Source organism: Burkholderia seminalis (assembly GCF_001718535.1).
GTDB lineage: Bacteria > Pseudomonadota > Gammaproteobacteria > Burkholderiales > Burkholderiaceae > Burkholderia > Burkholderia seminalis.
Window position 1 is genome coordinate 683,542 of the sequence record NZ_CP013399.1, and the last position, 17,013, is coordinate 700,554.

The 17,013-nt window shown below is 64.1% G+C and carries 11 protein-coding genes; 3 read left to right on the plus strand and 8 right to left on the minus strand.

Annotated features, from left to right (window positions below; genetic code table 11):
- Position 1 precedes the first annotated feature (1 nt).
- From WJ12_RS18870 to WJ12_RS18880, 3 genes are all read right to left on the minus strand, one after another.
- A complete protein-coding gene (locus tag WJ12_RS18870) occupies positions 2–3,193 on the minus strand; it encodes an efflux RND transporter permease subunit (protein WP_034191224.1) in 3,192 nt (1,063 codons plus the stop codon).
- Between the two features lie 15 nt (positions 3,194–3,208).
- On the minus strand, positions 3,209–4,447 hold the full coding sequence (locus WJ12_RS18875) for an efflux RND transporter periplasmic adaptor subunit (RefSeq protein WP_069245772.1): 1,239 nt from the start codon (positions 4,445–4,447) through the stop codon (positions 3,209–3,211).
- Between the two features lie 229 nt (positions 4,448–4,676).
- Complete coding sequence (locus tag WJ12_RS18880) at positions 4,677–5,558, minus strand: LysR family transcriptional regulator (RefSeq protein WP_034191715.1); 882 nt, start codon at positions 5,556–5,558, stop codon at positions 4,677–4,679.
- 749 nt (positions 5,559–6,307) lie between these two features.
- Here WJ12_RS18880 and WJ12_RS18885 point away from each other — a divergent pair.
- The gene (locus WJ12_RS18885; RefSeq protein WP_226103817.1) at positions 6,308–7,138 is read left to right on the plus strand and encodes an AraC family transcriptional regulator; all 831 of its coding nucleotides are present in this window, start codon (positions 6,308–6,310) and stop codon (positions 7,136–7,138) included.
- 263 nt (positions 7,139–7,401) lie between these two features.
- Here the strand turns inward: WJ12_RS18885 and WJ12_RS18895 are convergent, their stop codons facing one another.
- Positions 7,402–8,352, minus strand: coding sequence for a LysR family transcriptional regulator (locus WJ12_RS18895; RefSeq protein ID WP_034191717.1), 951 nt, complete (start codon positions 8,350–8,352; stop codon positions 7,402–7,404).
- Between the two features lie 301 nt (positions 8,353–8,653).
- Positions 8,654–9,952 carry an adenylosuccinate synthase gene (locus tag WJ12_RS18900; protein WP_059561911.1) on the minus strand — a complete coding sequence of 433 codons (1,299 nt, stop codon included), beginning with the start codon at positions 9,950–9,952 and terminating at the stop codon, positions 8,654–8,656.
- Positions 9,953–10,092: 140 nt separating this feature from the next.
- On the opposite strand from WJ12_RS18900, the gene gcvA reads away from it, so the two are divergent.
- Positions 10,093–10,998 (plus strand): transcriptional regulator GcvA, encoded by a 906-nt coding sequence (gcvA, locus tag WJ12_RS18905; RefSeq protein ID WP_059561914.1) that lies wholly within the window; start codon positions 10,093–10,095, stop codon positions 10,996–10,998.
- 152 nt (positions 10,999–11,150) lie between these two features.
- On the opposite strand, the gene WJ12_RS18910 is transcribed toward gcvA, so the two are convergent.
- A complete protein-coding gene (locus WJ12_RS18910; RefSeq protein WP_124610123.1) occupies positions 11,151–11,465 on the minus strand; it encodes a DUF4148 domain-containing protein in 315 nt (104 codons plus the stop codon).
- Positions 11,466–13,813: 2,348 nt separating this feature from the next.
- On the opposite strand from WJ12_RS18910, the gene WJ12_RS18915 reads away from it, so the two are divergent.
- Positions 13,814–15,130, plus strand: coding sequence for a replication initiation protein (locus WJ12_RS18915; RefSeq protein ID WP_034191720.1), 1,317 nt, complete (start codon positions 13,814–13,816; stop codon positions 15,128–15,130).
- 100 nt (positions 15,131–15,230) lie between these two features.
- Here WJ12_RS18915 and WJ12_RS18920 read toward each other — a convergent pair whose 3' ends face one another.
- The gene (locus WJ12_RS18920) at positions 15,231–16,262 is read right to left on the minus strand and encodes a ParB/RepB/Spo0J family partition protein (protein WP_059561917.1); all 1,032 of its coding nucleotides are present in this window, start codon (positions 16,260–16,262) and stop codon (positions 15,231–15,233) included.
- Complete coding sequence (locus WJ12_RS18925) at positions 16,255–16,950, minus strand: ParA family protein (RefSeq protein WP_031398033.1); 696 nt, start codon at positions 16,948–16,950, stop codon at positions 16,255–16,257. The genes WJ12_RS18920 and WJ12_RS18925 overlap by 8 nt, the downstream gene beginning before the upstream one ends.
- Positions 16,951–17,013: the final 63 nt, after the last annotated feature.

Consider the following 17,013-nt stretch of genomic DNA (forward strand, 5'->3'; position numbering starts at 1 on the left):
GTTACCGCCCCTTCGAATCGTGTGCGTCGTCGTGACCGCGCTGCAGGTCGCCCTGCACGAGACGCCATGCATCGTCGACGTTTTCCGTCTCGCCGCTGAAGATCGCGCGAACCCGCACGAAGAACATCGGGATCATGAAGATCGCGAGGAACGTCGCCGTGATCATCCCGCCGATCACGCCCGTACCGATCGCATGCTGGCTGGCCGAGCCTGCGCCGTTGCTGATCGCGAGCGGCAGCACGCCGAGCATGAAGGCGAGCGACGTCATCAGGATCGGGCGCAGTCGCAGGCGCGCCGCCTCGATCGCCGCCCGCACCGGCCCCATGTTTCCGGTCGCCTGCAACTCACGCGCGAACTCGACGATCAGGATCGCGTTCTTCGCGGACAAGCCCACGGTGGTCAGCAGGCCGACCTGGAAGAACACGTCGTTCTCGAGGCCGCGCAGCATCGTCGCGAGCAGCGCGCCGACCACGCCGAGCGGCACCACCATGATCACCGAGAACGGGATCGACCAGCTTTCATACAGTGCCGCGAGACACAGGAACACGACGAGGATCGAGATCGCGTACAGGATCGGCGCCTGCGAGCCGGACTGGATTTCCTGGAACGACAGGCCGGTCCACGAATAGCCGATGCCTTCCGGCAGCTTGCTCGCGAGCGCCTCCATCGCGGCCATCGCCTGGCCGGTCGACTTGCCCTCCGCAGCCTGCCCCTGGATCTCGATCGACGACACGCCGTTGTAGCGTTCGAGCTTCGGCGAACCGTAGATCCAGTGGCCGCTCGAGAACGCGCTGAACGGCACCATCCCGCCCGAACTGTTGCGCACGTACCAGATGTTCATGTCCTCCGGCGTCATCCGGAACGGCGCATCCGACTGCACGTAGACCTTCTTGATCCGGCCATCGGTATCGAGGAAGTTGTTCACGTACTGCGACGCCCACGCGATCGAGAACGTCTGGTCGATCGCAGCGGCCGTGACGCCGAGTGCATTCGCCTTCTCGCGGTCGATGTCGACCTTGTACTGCGGCGTGTCGTTCAGGCCGTTCGGGCGCACGAGCGCGAGCGCGGGATCCTTCGCGGCCATCCCGAGCAACTGGCCGCGCGCGGCCATCAGCGCTTCGTGGCCGAGACCGGCGTTGTCCGTCAGCTCGAAGTCGAAGCCGGCGGCCGTGCCGAGTTCGGGAATCGACGGCGGGTTGAACGGAATCACCATCGCGTCCTTGTAGGTCGAATAGTGCGCAAAGGTGCGGCCGATCAGCGCCTGGACCTTCTGGTTCGAACGCTGGCGCTGCTCGTACGGTTTCAGCTTCACGAACACGAGGCCTGCGTTCTGGCCGCGGCCCGCGAAGCTGAAGCCGTTGACCGTGAACACCGAGTCGACCACGTCCTTCTCCGCGGTCGTCAGGTACGTATTGATGTTGTCGAGCGTCTTGCCGGTCGTCTCCTGCGTGGAGCCGGACGGCGTCTGCACGATCATGAACATGTAGCCCTGGTCTTCATCGGGCAGGAAGGATTTCGGCAGGCGCGTAAACATCACGCCGACCGCGATGAACACGGCCAGGTAGATCACGAGCCAGCGGCCCGAGCGCCGGATCACGTGATTCACGCCGCCCGTGTAGCGATCGCGGCTGCGATCGAAGGTCCGGTTGAACCAGCCGAAGAAGCCCTTCTTCTCTTCGTGATGCCCTTGCGGAACCGGCTTCAGGATCGTCGCGCACAGTGCCGGCGTCAGGATCAGCGCGACGAGCACCGACAGCACCATCGCCGACACGATCGTCAGCGAGAACTGGCGATAGATCGCACCGACCGAGCCGCCCGAGAACGCCACCGGCACGAACACCGCCGACAGCACGAGCGCCACGCCGACCAGCGCGCCGGTGATCTGGCCCATCGCCTTGCGGGTCGCCTCCTTCGGCGACAAGCCCTCTTCCGCCATCACGCGCTCGACGTTCTCGACCACCACGATCGCATCGTCGACCAGCAGGCCGATGGCAAGCACCAGGCCGAACATCGACAGCGTGTTGATCGAGAAGCCGGCGACGCCCATGATCGCGAATGTGCCGAGCAGCACGACCGGCACCGCGATCGTCGGGATGATCGTCGCCCGCAGGTTCTGCAGGAACAGGTACATCACGAGGAACACGAGCACGATGCCCTCGATCAGCGTCTTGACCACTTCCTCGATCGACAGGCGCACGAACGGCGTCGTGTCGTACGGGTAGTGGACGACCAGACCGTGCGGGAAGTACTTCGACAGCTCGTCGATCTTGGCCCGCAACGCAGTCGCGGTCGCCAGCGCATTCGCACCGGTCGCGAGCTGGATGCCGAGACCGGCCGTCGGCTGCCCCATGTATTTCGTGTCGAACGTGTAGTTCTCCGAACCCAGCGCCGCGCGGCCGACGTCCTTCAGTCGAACCTGCGAGCCGTCCTGGTTGACCTTCAGCAGGATGTTGCCGAACTGCTCGGGCGTGCGCAGCAGCGTCGATTCGGTGATCGTCGCCTGCAGCACGGTGCCCGGCTTCGCCGGCGTGCCGCCGAGCTGACCGCCCGCGATCTGCACGTTCTGCTGCGTGATCGCCGTCGATACGTCGACCGGCGTGAGGCCATAGTTGGTCAGGCGGGTCGGGTCGAGCCAGATCCGCATCGAGAACTGCGAACCGAGCAGCAGTGTCTGGCCGACGCCGTTCACGCGGCTCAGCGGATCGAGCACGTGCGAGGCCACGTAGTTCGTCAGGTCCTCCTTCGACATCCTGCCGTCCTCGGAGTTGAACGCGAACCACATCAGCCAGTTGCTGCTCGACTTCGTGACCTGCATGCCGAGCTGCTGCACGACTTGCGGCAGGTTCGGCGTCGCGAGCGACAGCTTGTTCTGCACCTGCACCTGCGCGACGTCCGGATTCGTGCCCGGCGAGAAGGTCAGCGTGATCGTCGCATTGCCCGAGTCGTCGCTCGTCGACGACATGTACAGGAAGTTGTCGAGACCGCTCATCTGCTGCTCGATCACCTGCGTCACCGTGTCTTCCACCGTCTTCGCGGATGCGCCCGGGTAGTTCGCCTGGATCTGGATCGTCGGCGGTGCGATCGTCGGATACTGCGCGATCGGCATCTTGAAGATCGATGCGACGCCGGCCAGCATCAGCACGATCGCGATCACCCACGCGAAGATCGGGCGATCGATAAAGAACTTGGCCATGAAACGGACTCCCTGTTATTGCGCGGCCGACGCGGCGGCCGAACTCGCAGCAGCATTGGCGGCGGTACTCGCCGGCGTGGCACCCGCCGCTACGGCGGACGCCGCATCCGGCGCCGGCGCGAGCTGCGCCTCGACGGTCTTCACGGTCGCACCCGGGCGCACCTTTTCGCCGCCCTGCACGATCACGTGATCGCCCGCCTGCAGACCGCCTTCGACGATCCAGTTCTGACCCTGCATGCCGGTCGTCTTCAGCGGACGCGGCTCGACCTTGTTGCTGGCGTTCACCACCAGCGCGATCGCCTGCCCCTTCTGGTCGTGCGTGACGCCGATCTGCGGCACCAGGAACGCGTTCTCGTTCACGCCTTCCTCGATCCGCGCGCGCACGAACATCCCCGGCAGCAGCACGCGGCCCGGGTTCGGAAACACCGCGCGGATCGTCACCGAGCCGGTGGTCTGGTCGACCGTCACGTCCGAGAACTGCAGCTTGCCCGCTTCCGAATAGGTCTTGCCGTCTTCCAGGATCAGCGACACCTTCGCCGCGCCCGGGCCGCTCGTCTTCAGGCGCCCGCTCTGCACGTCCTGGCGCAGCTTCAGCCCTTCGAGGCTCGACTGCGTGAGGTCCACGTACACCGGATCGAGCTGCTGCACGGTCGACATCAGCGTCGCCTGGCTCGCCTGCACGTACGCACCCGGCGTCACTTGCGAGATGCCGACGCGGCCCGTGATCGGCGACACGACATCCGTATAGCCGAGGTTGATCTGTGCGGTATCGACCGCCGCCTTGCCGGCCGCGACGTCCGCCGCGGCCTGGCCCTGCGTGGCCACCGCGTTGTCGTAGTCCTGCTTGCTGACCGCGTTCGCGGCCACCAGCACCTTGTAGCGCGCGACCAGCGCGTTCTGCGTGACGAGGTTCGCCTGCGCCCGCGCGAGCGTCGCCTTCGCGCTGTTCAGCGCGGCGACGTACGGCGCCGGGTCGATCTTGTACAGACGCTGACCGGCCTTGACGTCGCTGCCTTCGGTGAATTCACGGCGCAGCACGATGCCGTCGACCCGCGCGCGCACCTGCGCGACGAGGAACGCGCTGGTGCGGCCCGGCAGGTCGGTGAAGACCGGTACGGCCTGCGGCTGGACGGTGACGACGCCGACTTCAGGTGTTTGCGGCGGCGGCGCCGATTCTTTTTTTCCGCAGGCAGCCAGGAAAACCGCGGCTGCCGCGACAGTGATCAAGCGGTATGGAACCCGTTCGACGCGCATGGAGCGACCTCTCACAAATAGACGACATTCAATGGGAATCACCAGATCTCCTCGCGGCCTGCATGCGCGGGCGGAATGCTCTCGCTTCCGTCCGACACGCATGCGGGCACGTGCTTCGGGTGTGCGGTGCACCCTGCGGAGCGTTCGTTTGCCGAACTGCTTCCGTAAAAAGGAACGGCGAGCCCGCGGCCCCGACGGGCACGCGTTGCCGCGGCGGCCAGCCGGGACGCTAGCGCGCGGGCCGGAACGCGGCGCCGGCGAATTCGATGAACGCGCGCGCGGCGGCCGACAGACGCGCGGCACGCACATGCGCGAGCTTCAGCGTGACGGGCGCGAGCGGGCGAACCGGTGCGATACGCACCAGCGTGCCGGCCGCCAGATCGGCGTCGACGAGATACGCGGGCAGCACCGCCGCGCCCATGCCGGCCACGGCCAGCCGTCGTGCCATCTCGAGATGGCCGACGCCCGCATTGCCGGGTGCCGAGCCCGGTCGAATCGCGGCCGCAGGGTCGTCGTCGGCCGCCGGCGGTTCGAACCGGACGGTCGTGAGATCCGGCCAGCCGCCCGATGCCGCCGCGCCGCCCTGTGCGGCGACGTAACCCGGCGCCGCGACGCGCACGGATTCGTACGCGGCCAGCGTATGCAGCGCGTGCGCACCGGATACCGGCATACCGTCGATCAGGAATGCAACGTCGATGTCCTCGGCAGTCAGGTCGACGTACGCATCGGTCAGCGTCACGGTCGGCCGCACGTCCGGAAACAGGTGCACGAAACGATCGAGCAACGCGCTCAACTGGCTGAGCCCGAACGCGACCGGCGCGGCCACGCGCAACGCCCCTTCCGGCTTGCTGCCCATCGCGACGAAACGGCCGTCGATCTCGTCGATCGCGCCCAGAATCCGCTCGACGCGCGCGAGATACAGCTCGCCGATTTCCGTCAGCGACTGGTGGCTGGTGCTGCGTTGAAGCAGGCGCGCGCCGAGCCGCGTTTCGAGCGCATCGACCAACCGGCTCGCCATCGCCGTCGACACGCGCAGCCGCGTCGCCGCGCGGCGGAACCCGCCTTCTCTTGCCACCGTCACGAATGCCCGAATCGATTGAAGTTGGTCCATTTGTCCGGATTCCCCTGCGCGGACGGCTGCCGTTCCACCTGCACCCGCCGGCACGTCGCGTGCCGATCCGCATCAGCCCGGCCAATGCAGCGGCGCCGACGCCGGCCACGCCGGGCCGGTCGGCACGCTCGCGACGGGCGCGAGCCGGCATACAACGGGCACAAGCCAGCCTCGGCCGGCCCGATGTACGATCATTCGATAGCAGTCCTGAGTCTTTTCCAGCGATTCGCGGCGGCAACACGTGCGGCAGCGGCCGCGGATCATGCGACGGTTTTGCCTGCGTCACACGAACGCACTGGAACACATTTCTTTCAGCAGGTGCAATGGTATGAAAACCACCGGGAAATAGCTTGCCCGATCCTGCGATTGTTTTGCCTTAATTTCCGAATTTGTGCGCTGCACACCTCGCAACGACGGGCGATGCGACCACCGACCATGCAGGTCCGGATGATCGGGCTAATTTCCGACAGGTTTGGGCAATCCGGCGCACGCAACTGGTCGTACGATGTGACCGCCGTGCCGGCGCCCCTGCCTGTTTCTCGACGGGGAATCGCCGCCGCGCACCTCGCCTCGCTCACTCCGCCATCCGCTCACGCAACATGGAAACCGACGCCCGAACGCCACCGCAACCGCGCCTCCTGCCCGATCACGACCCGCGGTCGCCGGCACGGCCGCACGCGGCCCGGCTCGCGGCGTTGATCGCCGCCTACGCGCCGCACGATGGGTCGTTCGACCTCCCGGTGCGCGGCATGCGCATCTCACGCGCATCCGGCGCGCCGGCGCAGTGGAACCACGGCGTGCACCACGCGTGCATGAGCATCGTCGGGCAAGGCGCGAAGTCGATGCGGGTCGGCGACGACACCTACACGATCGACGAAGCGCGGATGCTGGTCGCGACGGCCGACGTGCCCGTCACCGGCCGCGTGACGCGCGCGACGCCCGCCGAGCCGTTCCTTTACGCGCAGCTCGAACTCGATCCTGCGCGCATCGCCGCGCTCACGCCACGCGTGTTCCCGCGCGGGTTGCCGAAAACCGTCGACTGCGGCGCGCTCGACACGCACGACGCGACGCCGGAAATCGTCGACGCCGTCGCGCGGCTGATGCAGTTGATGGCGCAACCGGTCGAGCTCGACCTGCTCGCGCCGCTGATCGTCGACGAAATCCTCATTCGGCTGCTGTGCGGTCCGTCGGGGGCACGCGTCGCGCTGGTTGGCGAGGCCGGTTCGACGGCGCAGCGCATTTCGCGCGCGGTCGCGTGGATTCGCGACCACTACCGCGATCCGATGACGGTCGACTCGCTCGCGCGGCAGGTCGACATGAGCCCGTCGACTTTTCATCACCACTTCCGTGCGGTCACGTCGATGAGCCCGTTGCAATGCCAGAAGGTGCTGCGACTGCAGGAGGCGCGTCGCCTGATGTGCCTGTCGGCGATGGATGCGCGGCAAGCGTGCCGCAGCGTGGGCTACGTCAGCGCGTCGCAGTTCAGCCGCGAATACGCGCGGCTGTTCGGCGACGCGCCGGGCCGCGACGTCGCGAGGCTGCGAGGCGAAGCGGTGCCGCTGTCGCGCGTCGCGCCATAAGCCGCTTCACGCGGGCCGTATGCGCGTGCGTGCCCCGCCCTTCTTCCCGTTCTCATTCGCCCGCTCGGCCAGCACGGCTTCGTCGATGGAGCGGGCGAAGTATTCGGCCGACGACGTGGGCACCACACTGTCGCGAAACAAAAGATACAGGTGGCGCGCAGGGTGTGCGCCAGTAGCCAGGGCCGCCATCAAATATAGGAATACGTATTATTTAAGCTAATAAGGATCGGTATGCGGCGCTCGCGCACCGCACCATGCCTGAATCAGGAATTGCGTGACGCGCAGGACGCGGTCACCGCAGCCTCGTCGGCGGCCAGCAACTCGGGCACGCATTCGCGCAGGAAATCGACGAACGTGCGGATCTTCGCGTCGAGATACTGACGCGACGCGTACAGCGTATAGACCGTCAGCTTCTGCAACCGGTATTCGGGCAGCACGCGCACCAGCGCACCGCTCGCGAGCCCGGGCAGGGCGGCCGGGATCGGCAGCGAGCCGATCCCGAGGCCGGCACGCAGCGCGGCGCCAAGCGCTTCGGCGATGTTTACCTGGAAATCCGGCAACGGCAGCTCGAACGTTTCACGACCATTGGGGCCGTCGAGATGCCAGCGGTCGCGCGGAAAGAGCGACGTGACGATCTGCAGGCACGCATGACCTTCGAGGTCGCTCACCGTGTGCGGCGTACCCCGCGCCTTCAGGTACGCGGGCGACGCGCACAGCACGCTGCCCACGTCACCGAGCCGCTGCGACACGAGCCCTGAATCGGGCAGCTCGGTCGTGCTCAACTGCAGCGATACGTCGTAGCCTTCGTCGATGATGTCGGGCACGTGCTGCGACAGCGTCAGCTCGACCGCGACCGACGGATAACGCTCACGGTAGCGCACGACCGCGGGCACCACGTAGGACTGGCCGAAACTCGTCGTCGCGTGAACGTGCAGCCGCCCCGACGGTTTCGCCTGTGCGTCGGCCGCCTCGGCTTCCGCTTCGTCGATATAGCCGAGGATCCGCTGGCAGCGGTCGAGATAGCGCTGCCCGGCGTCGGTCAACGCAATGCGGCGCGTGCTGCGGTTGAGCAGGCGCGTGCGCAGATGCGTTTCGAGTTGTGCGACCGAACGCGATGCGTAGGCCGTCGTGATGTCCAGGCGATGGGCCGCGCTCGTGAAACTGCCCTCCTCCGCAACCCGGACGAAAATGCGCATCATCTGTAACGTGTCCATCGACCTGTCCCCGGGATTGAGATCACGTCGCGCCGCCGTGCGGCCTGGGTGCCGGCGGCTCCGGCACAGGCCGGTCTGGCGCGAATTGTGCGGAACAGTACAGCAGCGCTGCAGGCGTGTCCAGTTCGCCGTACGCGGCGTAATCCGGATGCCGAATCGTGCCGTGGAATCGCTTGTCGCATGGCATCCGGGCCGCGCGTGCACGCACCCGAGCATCAACGGGCATTGGGCATCGGGCCGGCAAAAACGACCCGCCGGCCGCGATGCCGCGGCGCAATTTACGCCCTCCCCGTTTCGCGCGTCACGCAGCGGCCGCCCCGTCGAAAGGATTGCGCAACACGATCGTGTCGTCACGCTCCGCACCGGTCGTGATCATCGACACCGGTGCGCCCGCGACCGCTTCGACGCGCGCGATGAAATCATGAGCGGCGCGCGGCAGCGCCGCGCGCTCGCGCACGCCTTTCACGGTGCCATGCCAGCCGTCGAATCTTTCGTATACAGGCTTCGCGCGCGCCTGCGCATCGAGACTCGCAGGCAGATGGTCGACACGCGCACCGTCGAGTTCGTAACCGACGCACAGCGCGATGGACTCGAAGCCGTCGAGCACGTCGAGCTTCGTGATTGCGAGCGAATCGATGCCCGAGATCCTGACGGCCTGACGCAGTTGTGCGGCATCGAGCCAGCCGCAGCGTCGCGGCCGGCCGGTATTGACACCGAATTCCTGCCCGCGCGCGCGCAGCGCTTCGCCGGTGACGTCGTTCAGCTCCGTGAGGAACGGGCCGCCGCCGACACGCGTCGCATACGCCTTGGTCACGCCCAGCACATGGCCGAGCTTCGACGCGCCCAGGCCGGTGCCGGCCGAGGCGGCCGACGCCACGGTGCCCGACGACGTCACGAACGGGTACGTGCCCCAGTCGATATCCAGCATCACGGCCTGCGAACCCTCGAACAGGATGCGCTCGCCGCGATCGGTCGCGTCGTTCAGATCGGCCCAGACGGGGCGCACGAACGGCAGGATCTTCGGCGCGAGGCGGACCAGCGTCGCCAGCATCGCGTCGCGGTCGTATTCGTCGAGCCCCAGGCCCCGGAACCACGCGTTGTGATGATCGACGAGCACGTCGAGCTTGGCGGCAAGCCGGCCAGGCTCCGCGAGATCGCCGACGCGCAGACCGCGGCGCCCGACCTTGTCCTCGTAGGCCGGCCCGATCCCGCGCAGCGTGGTGCCGATTGGTTCGCGGCGCTGGCGCTCCTGCGCCTGGTCGATTGCGCGGTGAATCGGCAACACCAGCGTCGCGTTCTCGGCGATCGACAGATTGTCCGGTGTCACCGACAGCCCGAGCCCGGCCATCCGCCCGATTTCCGCGAGCAGCGCTTCCGGATCGAGCGCGACGCCGTTGCCGATCACGCCGCGCTTGCCGCGCACGATGCCGCTCGGCAGCAGCGCGAGCTTGTACGTCTTGTCGCCGACGACCAGCGTATGGCCCGCGTTGTGGCCGCCGTTGTAGCGCGCAACGAGATCGGCCTGGGCCGCCAGCCAGTCCACGACGCGCCCCTTGCCCTCGTCGCCCCATTGGGCGCCTACCACCACCACGTTCGGCATGCTCCGCACTCCATGTGAGAAATTCAGACACTCGTTCGGCCGTGCCGGCCGTTTGTGTGCCATATTGGCGGAGCTGGATCGCCCGATCAAACGATTAAACCTGAACCTTCGTGTGAGTAAAAATCACACGAAACGAAGCAATGGCCCGACGACTTCCCCCGTTGAATTCGCTGCGCGCGTTCGAAGCCGCCGCGCGGCTCGGCAGTTTCACGCTGGCCTCCGACGAGCTGTGCGTGACGCACGGCGCGATCAGCCGGCACGTGCAGCAACTGGAGGCGTGGCTCGGGCGGCCGCTGTTCGAACGCCACAACCGGCGCGTCGAACTGACCGACGCCGGCCGTGCGTATCTCGCCGAGGTCGGCGCATCGTTCGACCGGATCGCGCTCGCCACCGCGCAGCACTTCGGTCACGCGCAGCAGCGCGTGCTGCGCGTCAGCGCGCCCGCGACGTTTTCGCTACGCTGGCTCGTGCCGAAGCTGTCATCGTTCCAGGTCGCCCATCCGGCCATCGAGGTGCGGTTGTCGACGTCGAACGAGCCGATCGAGAAATTGCGCGACAAGGTCGACCTGATCGTTCGCGGCGGCCCGCAAGCCATCGACGGTTACGTTGCCGAGGAATTCCTGTCGGAAGTTCGGCTGCCGGTGTGTGCGCCGAAGCTGCTGGAGGGACGGCCGCTGGACACGCCGGCCGATCTCGCGGGCTTCACGCTGCTGCACGCGGCCACCTATCCCGGCATGTGGCCCGAGTGGCTCGCGGCGGCCGGGCATCCGAATCTTGCACCGCGGCACTCGCTCACGCTCGAGCATTTCTACCTGACGCTGCAAGGCGCGCTCGACGGGCTGGGCGTCGCCATGGGGCCGATCGCGCTCGTCGCCGACGATATCGCCGAAGGGCTGCTCGTGCAGCCGTTCAGCGAACCGGCGCTGCCGCCGTGGCGCTACTTCACGTACGTCGCATCCGCGCGGGCAAACGACGATGCCGTGCGTGCATTCAAGGACTGGCTGAAAACGACGGGGAACGCGACCGCGCGGGACGGACGGCACTGACCGCGTCGAGGAGTCGGTCGTGCGTAACAAGAAAGGCAGGATTCCGAATCAAACAACGGAAATTCACGGAACGTGATTTTAGGCGTGCACCGCGTGATCGTGATGCACACGGCAAGGCGCGGCTCACACCGCGCCTTGCCGTCGGACGACGCTTACTGGCTTGCTGCAGCGCCGGCTTTCTTCTCCGCGTTCTGCAGGTTCTGCGGATAGTTCGGATCATTGGCCGCCGGCTTGTAACCGGCATCTTCGAGTTTCTTCAGCTCGGCGGTGTTCTTCGCACGAGCAGCCTTGCGCTCGGCCTTGCGTTTGGCCCTGGCCGCCTTGCGTGCTTCGCTCTTCGCTGCCTTCGCATCCTGTGCGGCAGGCGCGCTGGCGGCGTCGGTCTGTGCAAACGCGGGAGCTGCCGAGCCGAACAGGAAAGCGGCTGCGGTAGCAGCCAGCGCGAGTTTTCTGATCTGGATTTGCATCGCTGAACTCTCTTTTTTGATGACTATCACGGATTGAACAACCATCGAGATACCGCCCCTGTCCTGATCGGTTGTCATGTCGCGATCAGGACCTGTGCATCATAACCGTGTCGCGAAAAATGTGGCGTGAACGTGATGACGGAATCGGGATACATGTATGGGAGAAGATGGGGCTCCGCACAGGCGTCATGTGCTAGAGACCGCGACGCTTATCGCCCGGTTCGGGAACGGCGACGGATTGTGCACGCACGATAGGCCGCTGTTTCACAGGTGGTGATGTCGACATGCTCATCCATGATCCCCGCAGCAGCAGTCGATCTGTGCGTCACGTTGCCATACGACGCGGCTCGAGCGACGGTTCCTCCCATAAACGGTCACGATTCGGTTCCTCCGGCGATCGGGACGATCGCGTCGAGTCGCCACGCCGTGATGTTGGCGGTCACCTGTGGCTTGGGTGACCTGTCGAGGTGAAGGTCGTCATTGACGGGTACGTATGACGAAAAGCCGAACACTGTGTGGTGAAGACGTCGATCGGCGTCACTTCACGCATGCGTCGAGAAAGCGCAAGTGACTGTGCTTGCGGGTACATCACACCGCGAGCATTTGCCACAGACTTTTTATTTGATCGCTCAGGTGGCCCACCCGTTGAGCGGTATCGCGATCGACACGGTTTGCCGAACCCAGTGCGGTACCGAAAGGTGAGCCTTTCCGGGAGCCACTTGCGATTTGGCGACGGTGAGCTTCGTCATAGACCGGATCTTCACGTCGGCTCGGAACGATTTTCGGATCGGTCCTGGAGCCGGCGACCTGTGCGGAAGGTGTTCGCCATGACGATCGCTCGCGGTCGGTCGTGCGGCTTTTGGCGGCTTGCCAGAGCCACAGTGCGACGGCTCGGTTGGTCCAAAGGTAGAAAATCGGGAGGCCGCCGCGTGGACACGCAGTCCGGGACGATTGCCTCTGCGCACAGTCCACAGGCTGAATTTGTTCGAAACATGCCGGCTGGCGACCGGTAAAAAGTTGTCCACGGACGCGGGATCACGAGGACAAAAATCCACTCGCCCGCAATCCACGATGATTTCGAACTGCTGCCGGCGATTCCGAAGACGGCCACCGCGGTGGCCACGGACCTGCTCTGTCGGCCAAACGCAAGTGCGCGGGTAATCAGGAAGTGGATTCGTCGATCCCATAAACGGGAACCTGTACGCCGAATCGGAGGATTTCCTCGTGGTTTCCTCCCATAGGTTTCTACGTTTCGGCGTTTGTGAGTAGGCACTCACCCCTCCGGAAAGCCTTGTCGGGCCTGAAACCCTCGCAGGACAGGGTCCCAATCTCAGGTTCTGCACGGCTGGATCAGTCGTTCCGCGCGTTTTCCGTACCACAGACGGCTACCGTAGGTAGCGGTTTATGGGGTTCGTCTTTCTGTGGGAGCACACGTGTGTTTACATCTTTTGTAAACCACGTTTACTTCTTTAACTACTTTTAGACGGCTCACAGCCTTGTGCCACAAGGGTTTGAGCCGTGTTCGGTACCCATTTATGGGAGCACAGGTGGAAGGGTCTGGGGTTTCAGGTCTGTGGATTTGGGGAATGGGGTACCGAGTTGTGGGGATTGGGGGTTGTGGATATGGGGCGAGCGTACCCGGTTATGGGAAAGCGGTCGTAAATCGCGCAGGGTAGTCGTCTATGGGGGTGCTTGAGGGTAGCCTTTTATGGGGCGTTTTTCTCGATCCATGAGTCCCTCGATGCACAGAGATTTTCTTTGGGTAGCCAGTTATGGGGCATCTCGAAGGTACCTTTTTATGGGAACCTGCTCGGGTCGATTGGCTAAAATTCACCGTGGTGTTCCGGAAACCTTTCCCATGGACTGGATCGTTGGAGCATAAAGGTTACCTGCTATGGGGGAAACGGCAGGTTGCCATTTATGGGAGCGATTTCCGCCGGCAGGATCGAAAACAATGAAATCGATGACGCTGAAAGGTACCCTCCTGTGGGAATCGATGAAGGTAGCAAGTTATGGGAGGAAAAACGTGCTGTGTTGCAGGGCACCACGAATTCCGCCGACGATCTCGATTGCGGTCGATTGTCTCCCATGGATGGTTACCTTCGTGGGGGCAAATCTCGTGCCGGGTTTCGGTGTCCGGACACGAAAGGTAGCGGCTTTTGGGAAGCATTTTTTTCCAAAGGTAGATGGATATGGGGCTCCTTGCAAACCAAATAATCGAAATTTCCCCTTTTTTATCTGATAGTTAGACGTGATAGTGAAAGTGATACTGGAGCAATGACGTTGCTCCCGGACGAGAAAAGGTATAAAGTCTGCTATCAACAAGGTCACCTTATCCGGACATCACGATGCCGCGCAAGCCCGCAAGCAAAGGCTCAGACAAACAGGTTTCACTGTTTCAGACACCCGAGCCTCCCGACTTGCTGCGCAAGGCGGTCCAGGCGATCCATATCGCGCCCAAGTCCGGAAAGATCGGGCTGCAGCAGCGCAAGATGTTCAGCTCGCTGATCAAGAACGCACTTCGGCAGGAGGCGTTCGAGCCTGGCCGGACCAGCTTCTCGATCTCGATCGCGTCGCTTTCGCACGAAAGCGGGCTGAACAGCAACAACACGAAGTACGTGAAGGACACGGTCAACTCGCTGATCAGTACCGTCGTCAACTGGGACTACCTGGCCGCGGACCGTTCGACGGTCTGGAAAGCGTCGGGCCTGCTCGCCGGCGCGGAGCTCGAGCAATCGGTGCTGAAGTACAGTTTCTCGGACCAGATTCGCAGCGAACTGCTGAACCCCGAAATCTACGCGCTGATCGATATGCGGATCGCTCGCGAATTCCGGCGGTCGCACTCGCTCGCCCTGTGGGAAAACACGGTGCGCTACGAAGGGATCGGCATCACCGCAAAGATCCCGCTGCCGAAATTCCGTGACCTCATTCTCGGCCAGGACAAGGCGTCGCAGTCGTACAAGGAATACAAGCTGTTCAAGAGCAAGGTCCTGGTGCCGTGCATTCAGGAGGTGAACGAAGTATCGGATCACACGCTCGAGCTGATCGAACACAAGTCCGGCCGCAGCGTGGAAGCCGTGCAGTTCAAGGTGACGCGCAAGCAGAGCGCCGATACGGTGGAAGACGGCGACGTCAAGAACGAAGCGCTGGTCGAGGAAGTCGCCAAGTTCGGCATTCCGCGTTCGGAAGCGCGCCGGCTGATCACGCAATACGGCGTGCAGCGCATCAAGGCGGCGATCGCCTATACGCTCAATCGGACAACGAAGAAGAATGCGGCGCCGGTCGACAACGTGGCCGCGTATTTCCGCAAGGCGCTGACGCACGGCTATACGCTGGCTGACGGGCAGGGAACCGAGGCGGTCGCACCGGCGAAGGAATCCGCGCAGAGCAAGCAGGAGCAGATTCGCGACAAGTATCTGGCGGCGAAGGTCGAGGAAGCCGGCGCGTATTTCCGCGAACTGGAGATCGATGACCAGACCAAGCTGCTCGAACGCTACAACGAGACGGTAGTGGGCTCGAAGGACCTGACGCTGTCGCCGAAGAAGAAGGCGAGCAAGCTCGCGCAGACCAGCTTCTTCCGATGGCTGGCACTGGATACCTGGGGCGAACCGACCTCGGACGACCTGCTGGAATTCCTGCTCAAAAGCAGTCTCGCAGGCAACTGATCCAGGCCTCGCAGCCGAGCTGCATCGCGCGCCGGACTTTGCGGTCGTCCGGCTTCGCGGTGCAACGCGGATGCGAGGCCTTCTGCTTTGGGCGCGTTAGTTACTTTTGCGCGGCCGTCGCCAGCTCGGCGACGTAAGCATCGATGACGATCTTGAGCTGGTCGGCAAGCGCCTCCTGATGGGACGCGTCGACGCCCTTGAGCTGCAGATCGAGACGGCCGTCCGGGTAGGTCTTCAACTGGCCGATCGCGCGCGATTCGAGCGTGAAGTCGTGACGGACGCTGTAGCGCGTGCGGCCCGTTTTCTTGTTGCCGTCGCTCTGCGCACGCAGGAAATTCTCGAGATCGCGGACCGATTTTTTCCGGTCGATCACGGCCGTCAGCAGCCGGTCGGCCGTCGGTTCGCCCAGGCGTTCGAAAATCAGCTTCAGAAAGTACGCCGCCTGCAGGCCGACCACGTCGTTCGCGCCGGCCATCCGCTCCAGCAGCGTGTTGGGCAGTGCGTTGAGCGACAGCGTCTTGCTGATCGATGCCTTGTCCTTGCCGATCTTTTCCGCCAGCGTGTTCTGGTCGGAAAAGACCTTTTCGTCGAGGAGGCGCTTCCACGCAACCGCGTCGTCGAAGATCGTCTGGCGTTCGTGGTCGTGGTTCGCGCGATACGCGATCGTATAGAGCTGCTCGGGCGTGTGGTCCGTGCGGAACGTGGCGTTGATGGTCTCGTCGCCGTTGATGCTCGTCGCCCGCAGCCGGCGTTGCCCGTCGATCACGACGAGCTTGCCGGGAAACTCGGGAAGCCGCGTGACCTTGATCGGCTCGATCTGCCCTTCCCGTTTCAACGTCAGCGCGAGTTCGTGCAGGCTCGACTCCGAGTAGAACACGCGCGGGTTGAACGGATTCGGGATGCAGTCCTTGACCAGCACCTTCTGAGGTGCGCCAAGATCCGGCGTCCCGGCGGGCGTGACTGCGGGGGGCGTGCCAGCAGGCGTCGCCTCGGCGGCAACATTTGCAACGGCCGCGGGTTCGGGCAGCCGCGTTTCGAGGGCCGCATTTTCCTGCGCGAGTCCGCGCAACAGGCCGGCAGCGAGGTGCAGGTTGCCGGTGGGTTTCTTGTCTTTCGAAGTGTCCTTAGCCATGGGCGGCTCCGGTAGCGCGCGTCGACGCGATGTATTGGGCCATTTCCGTGACCAGCTTTTCGATTTCCGCGCGGGCCTCTTTCAGGCCCTTCAGGTATCGATTGTGGTGGTGGATCGTGGTGCCGAGCGCGAATGTCTGACGATAGACCTCGCGTTGCGCGATCTGGCTGTCGAGCAGATGCTCCCCTATTTCTTCAGCCCTTAGAATTTTTAAAATTTCTTCACGCATTTTAGTTTTTCCATTGACGCTATTCAGCATTAATGCGGAAGAAAGATTAGGGTTTCGAACGGCGCGCATCGATTCGATCATACGGATCATCGCGACGGTGCTGTACAGGTCGGCCGGCGACGGCGACAGCGGCACCAGGCAAAAGTCGGCGACTTCAAGGACGGATGCGATGCGCGGATCTTCGAGGTTGCCGGGACAGTCGACGACGATCACGTCGAAGTTCGCGTCCTGCTTCTTGATCTCGCCACCAATGCCGCGGCCGGCGGGCGCCAGCGAAAGGACCGTCATCGGCAGGGTGTTCTCGCCACTCGTGACCCAGCGGACAGATGTGCCTTGAGGGTCGGCATCGATCAACGCGACTTTGTTGCCGCCGGCCTCGAACGCGGCCGCGATGTTGACGGAGATGGTTGTCTTCCCAGTCCCACCTTTTTGATTACTGACGGCGATCTTGAAAGCCATTAAATTCCTCCAAGGAGTTTTGCGTAATATATGTAGTTATTGGCAAAATGTCCAGAAAAGCAT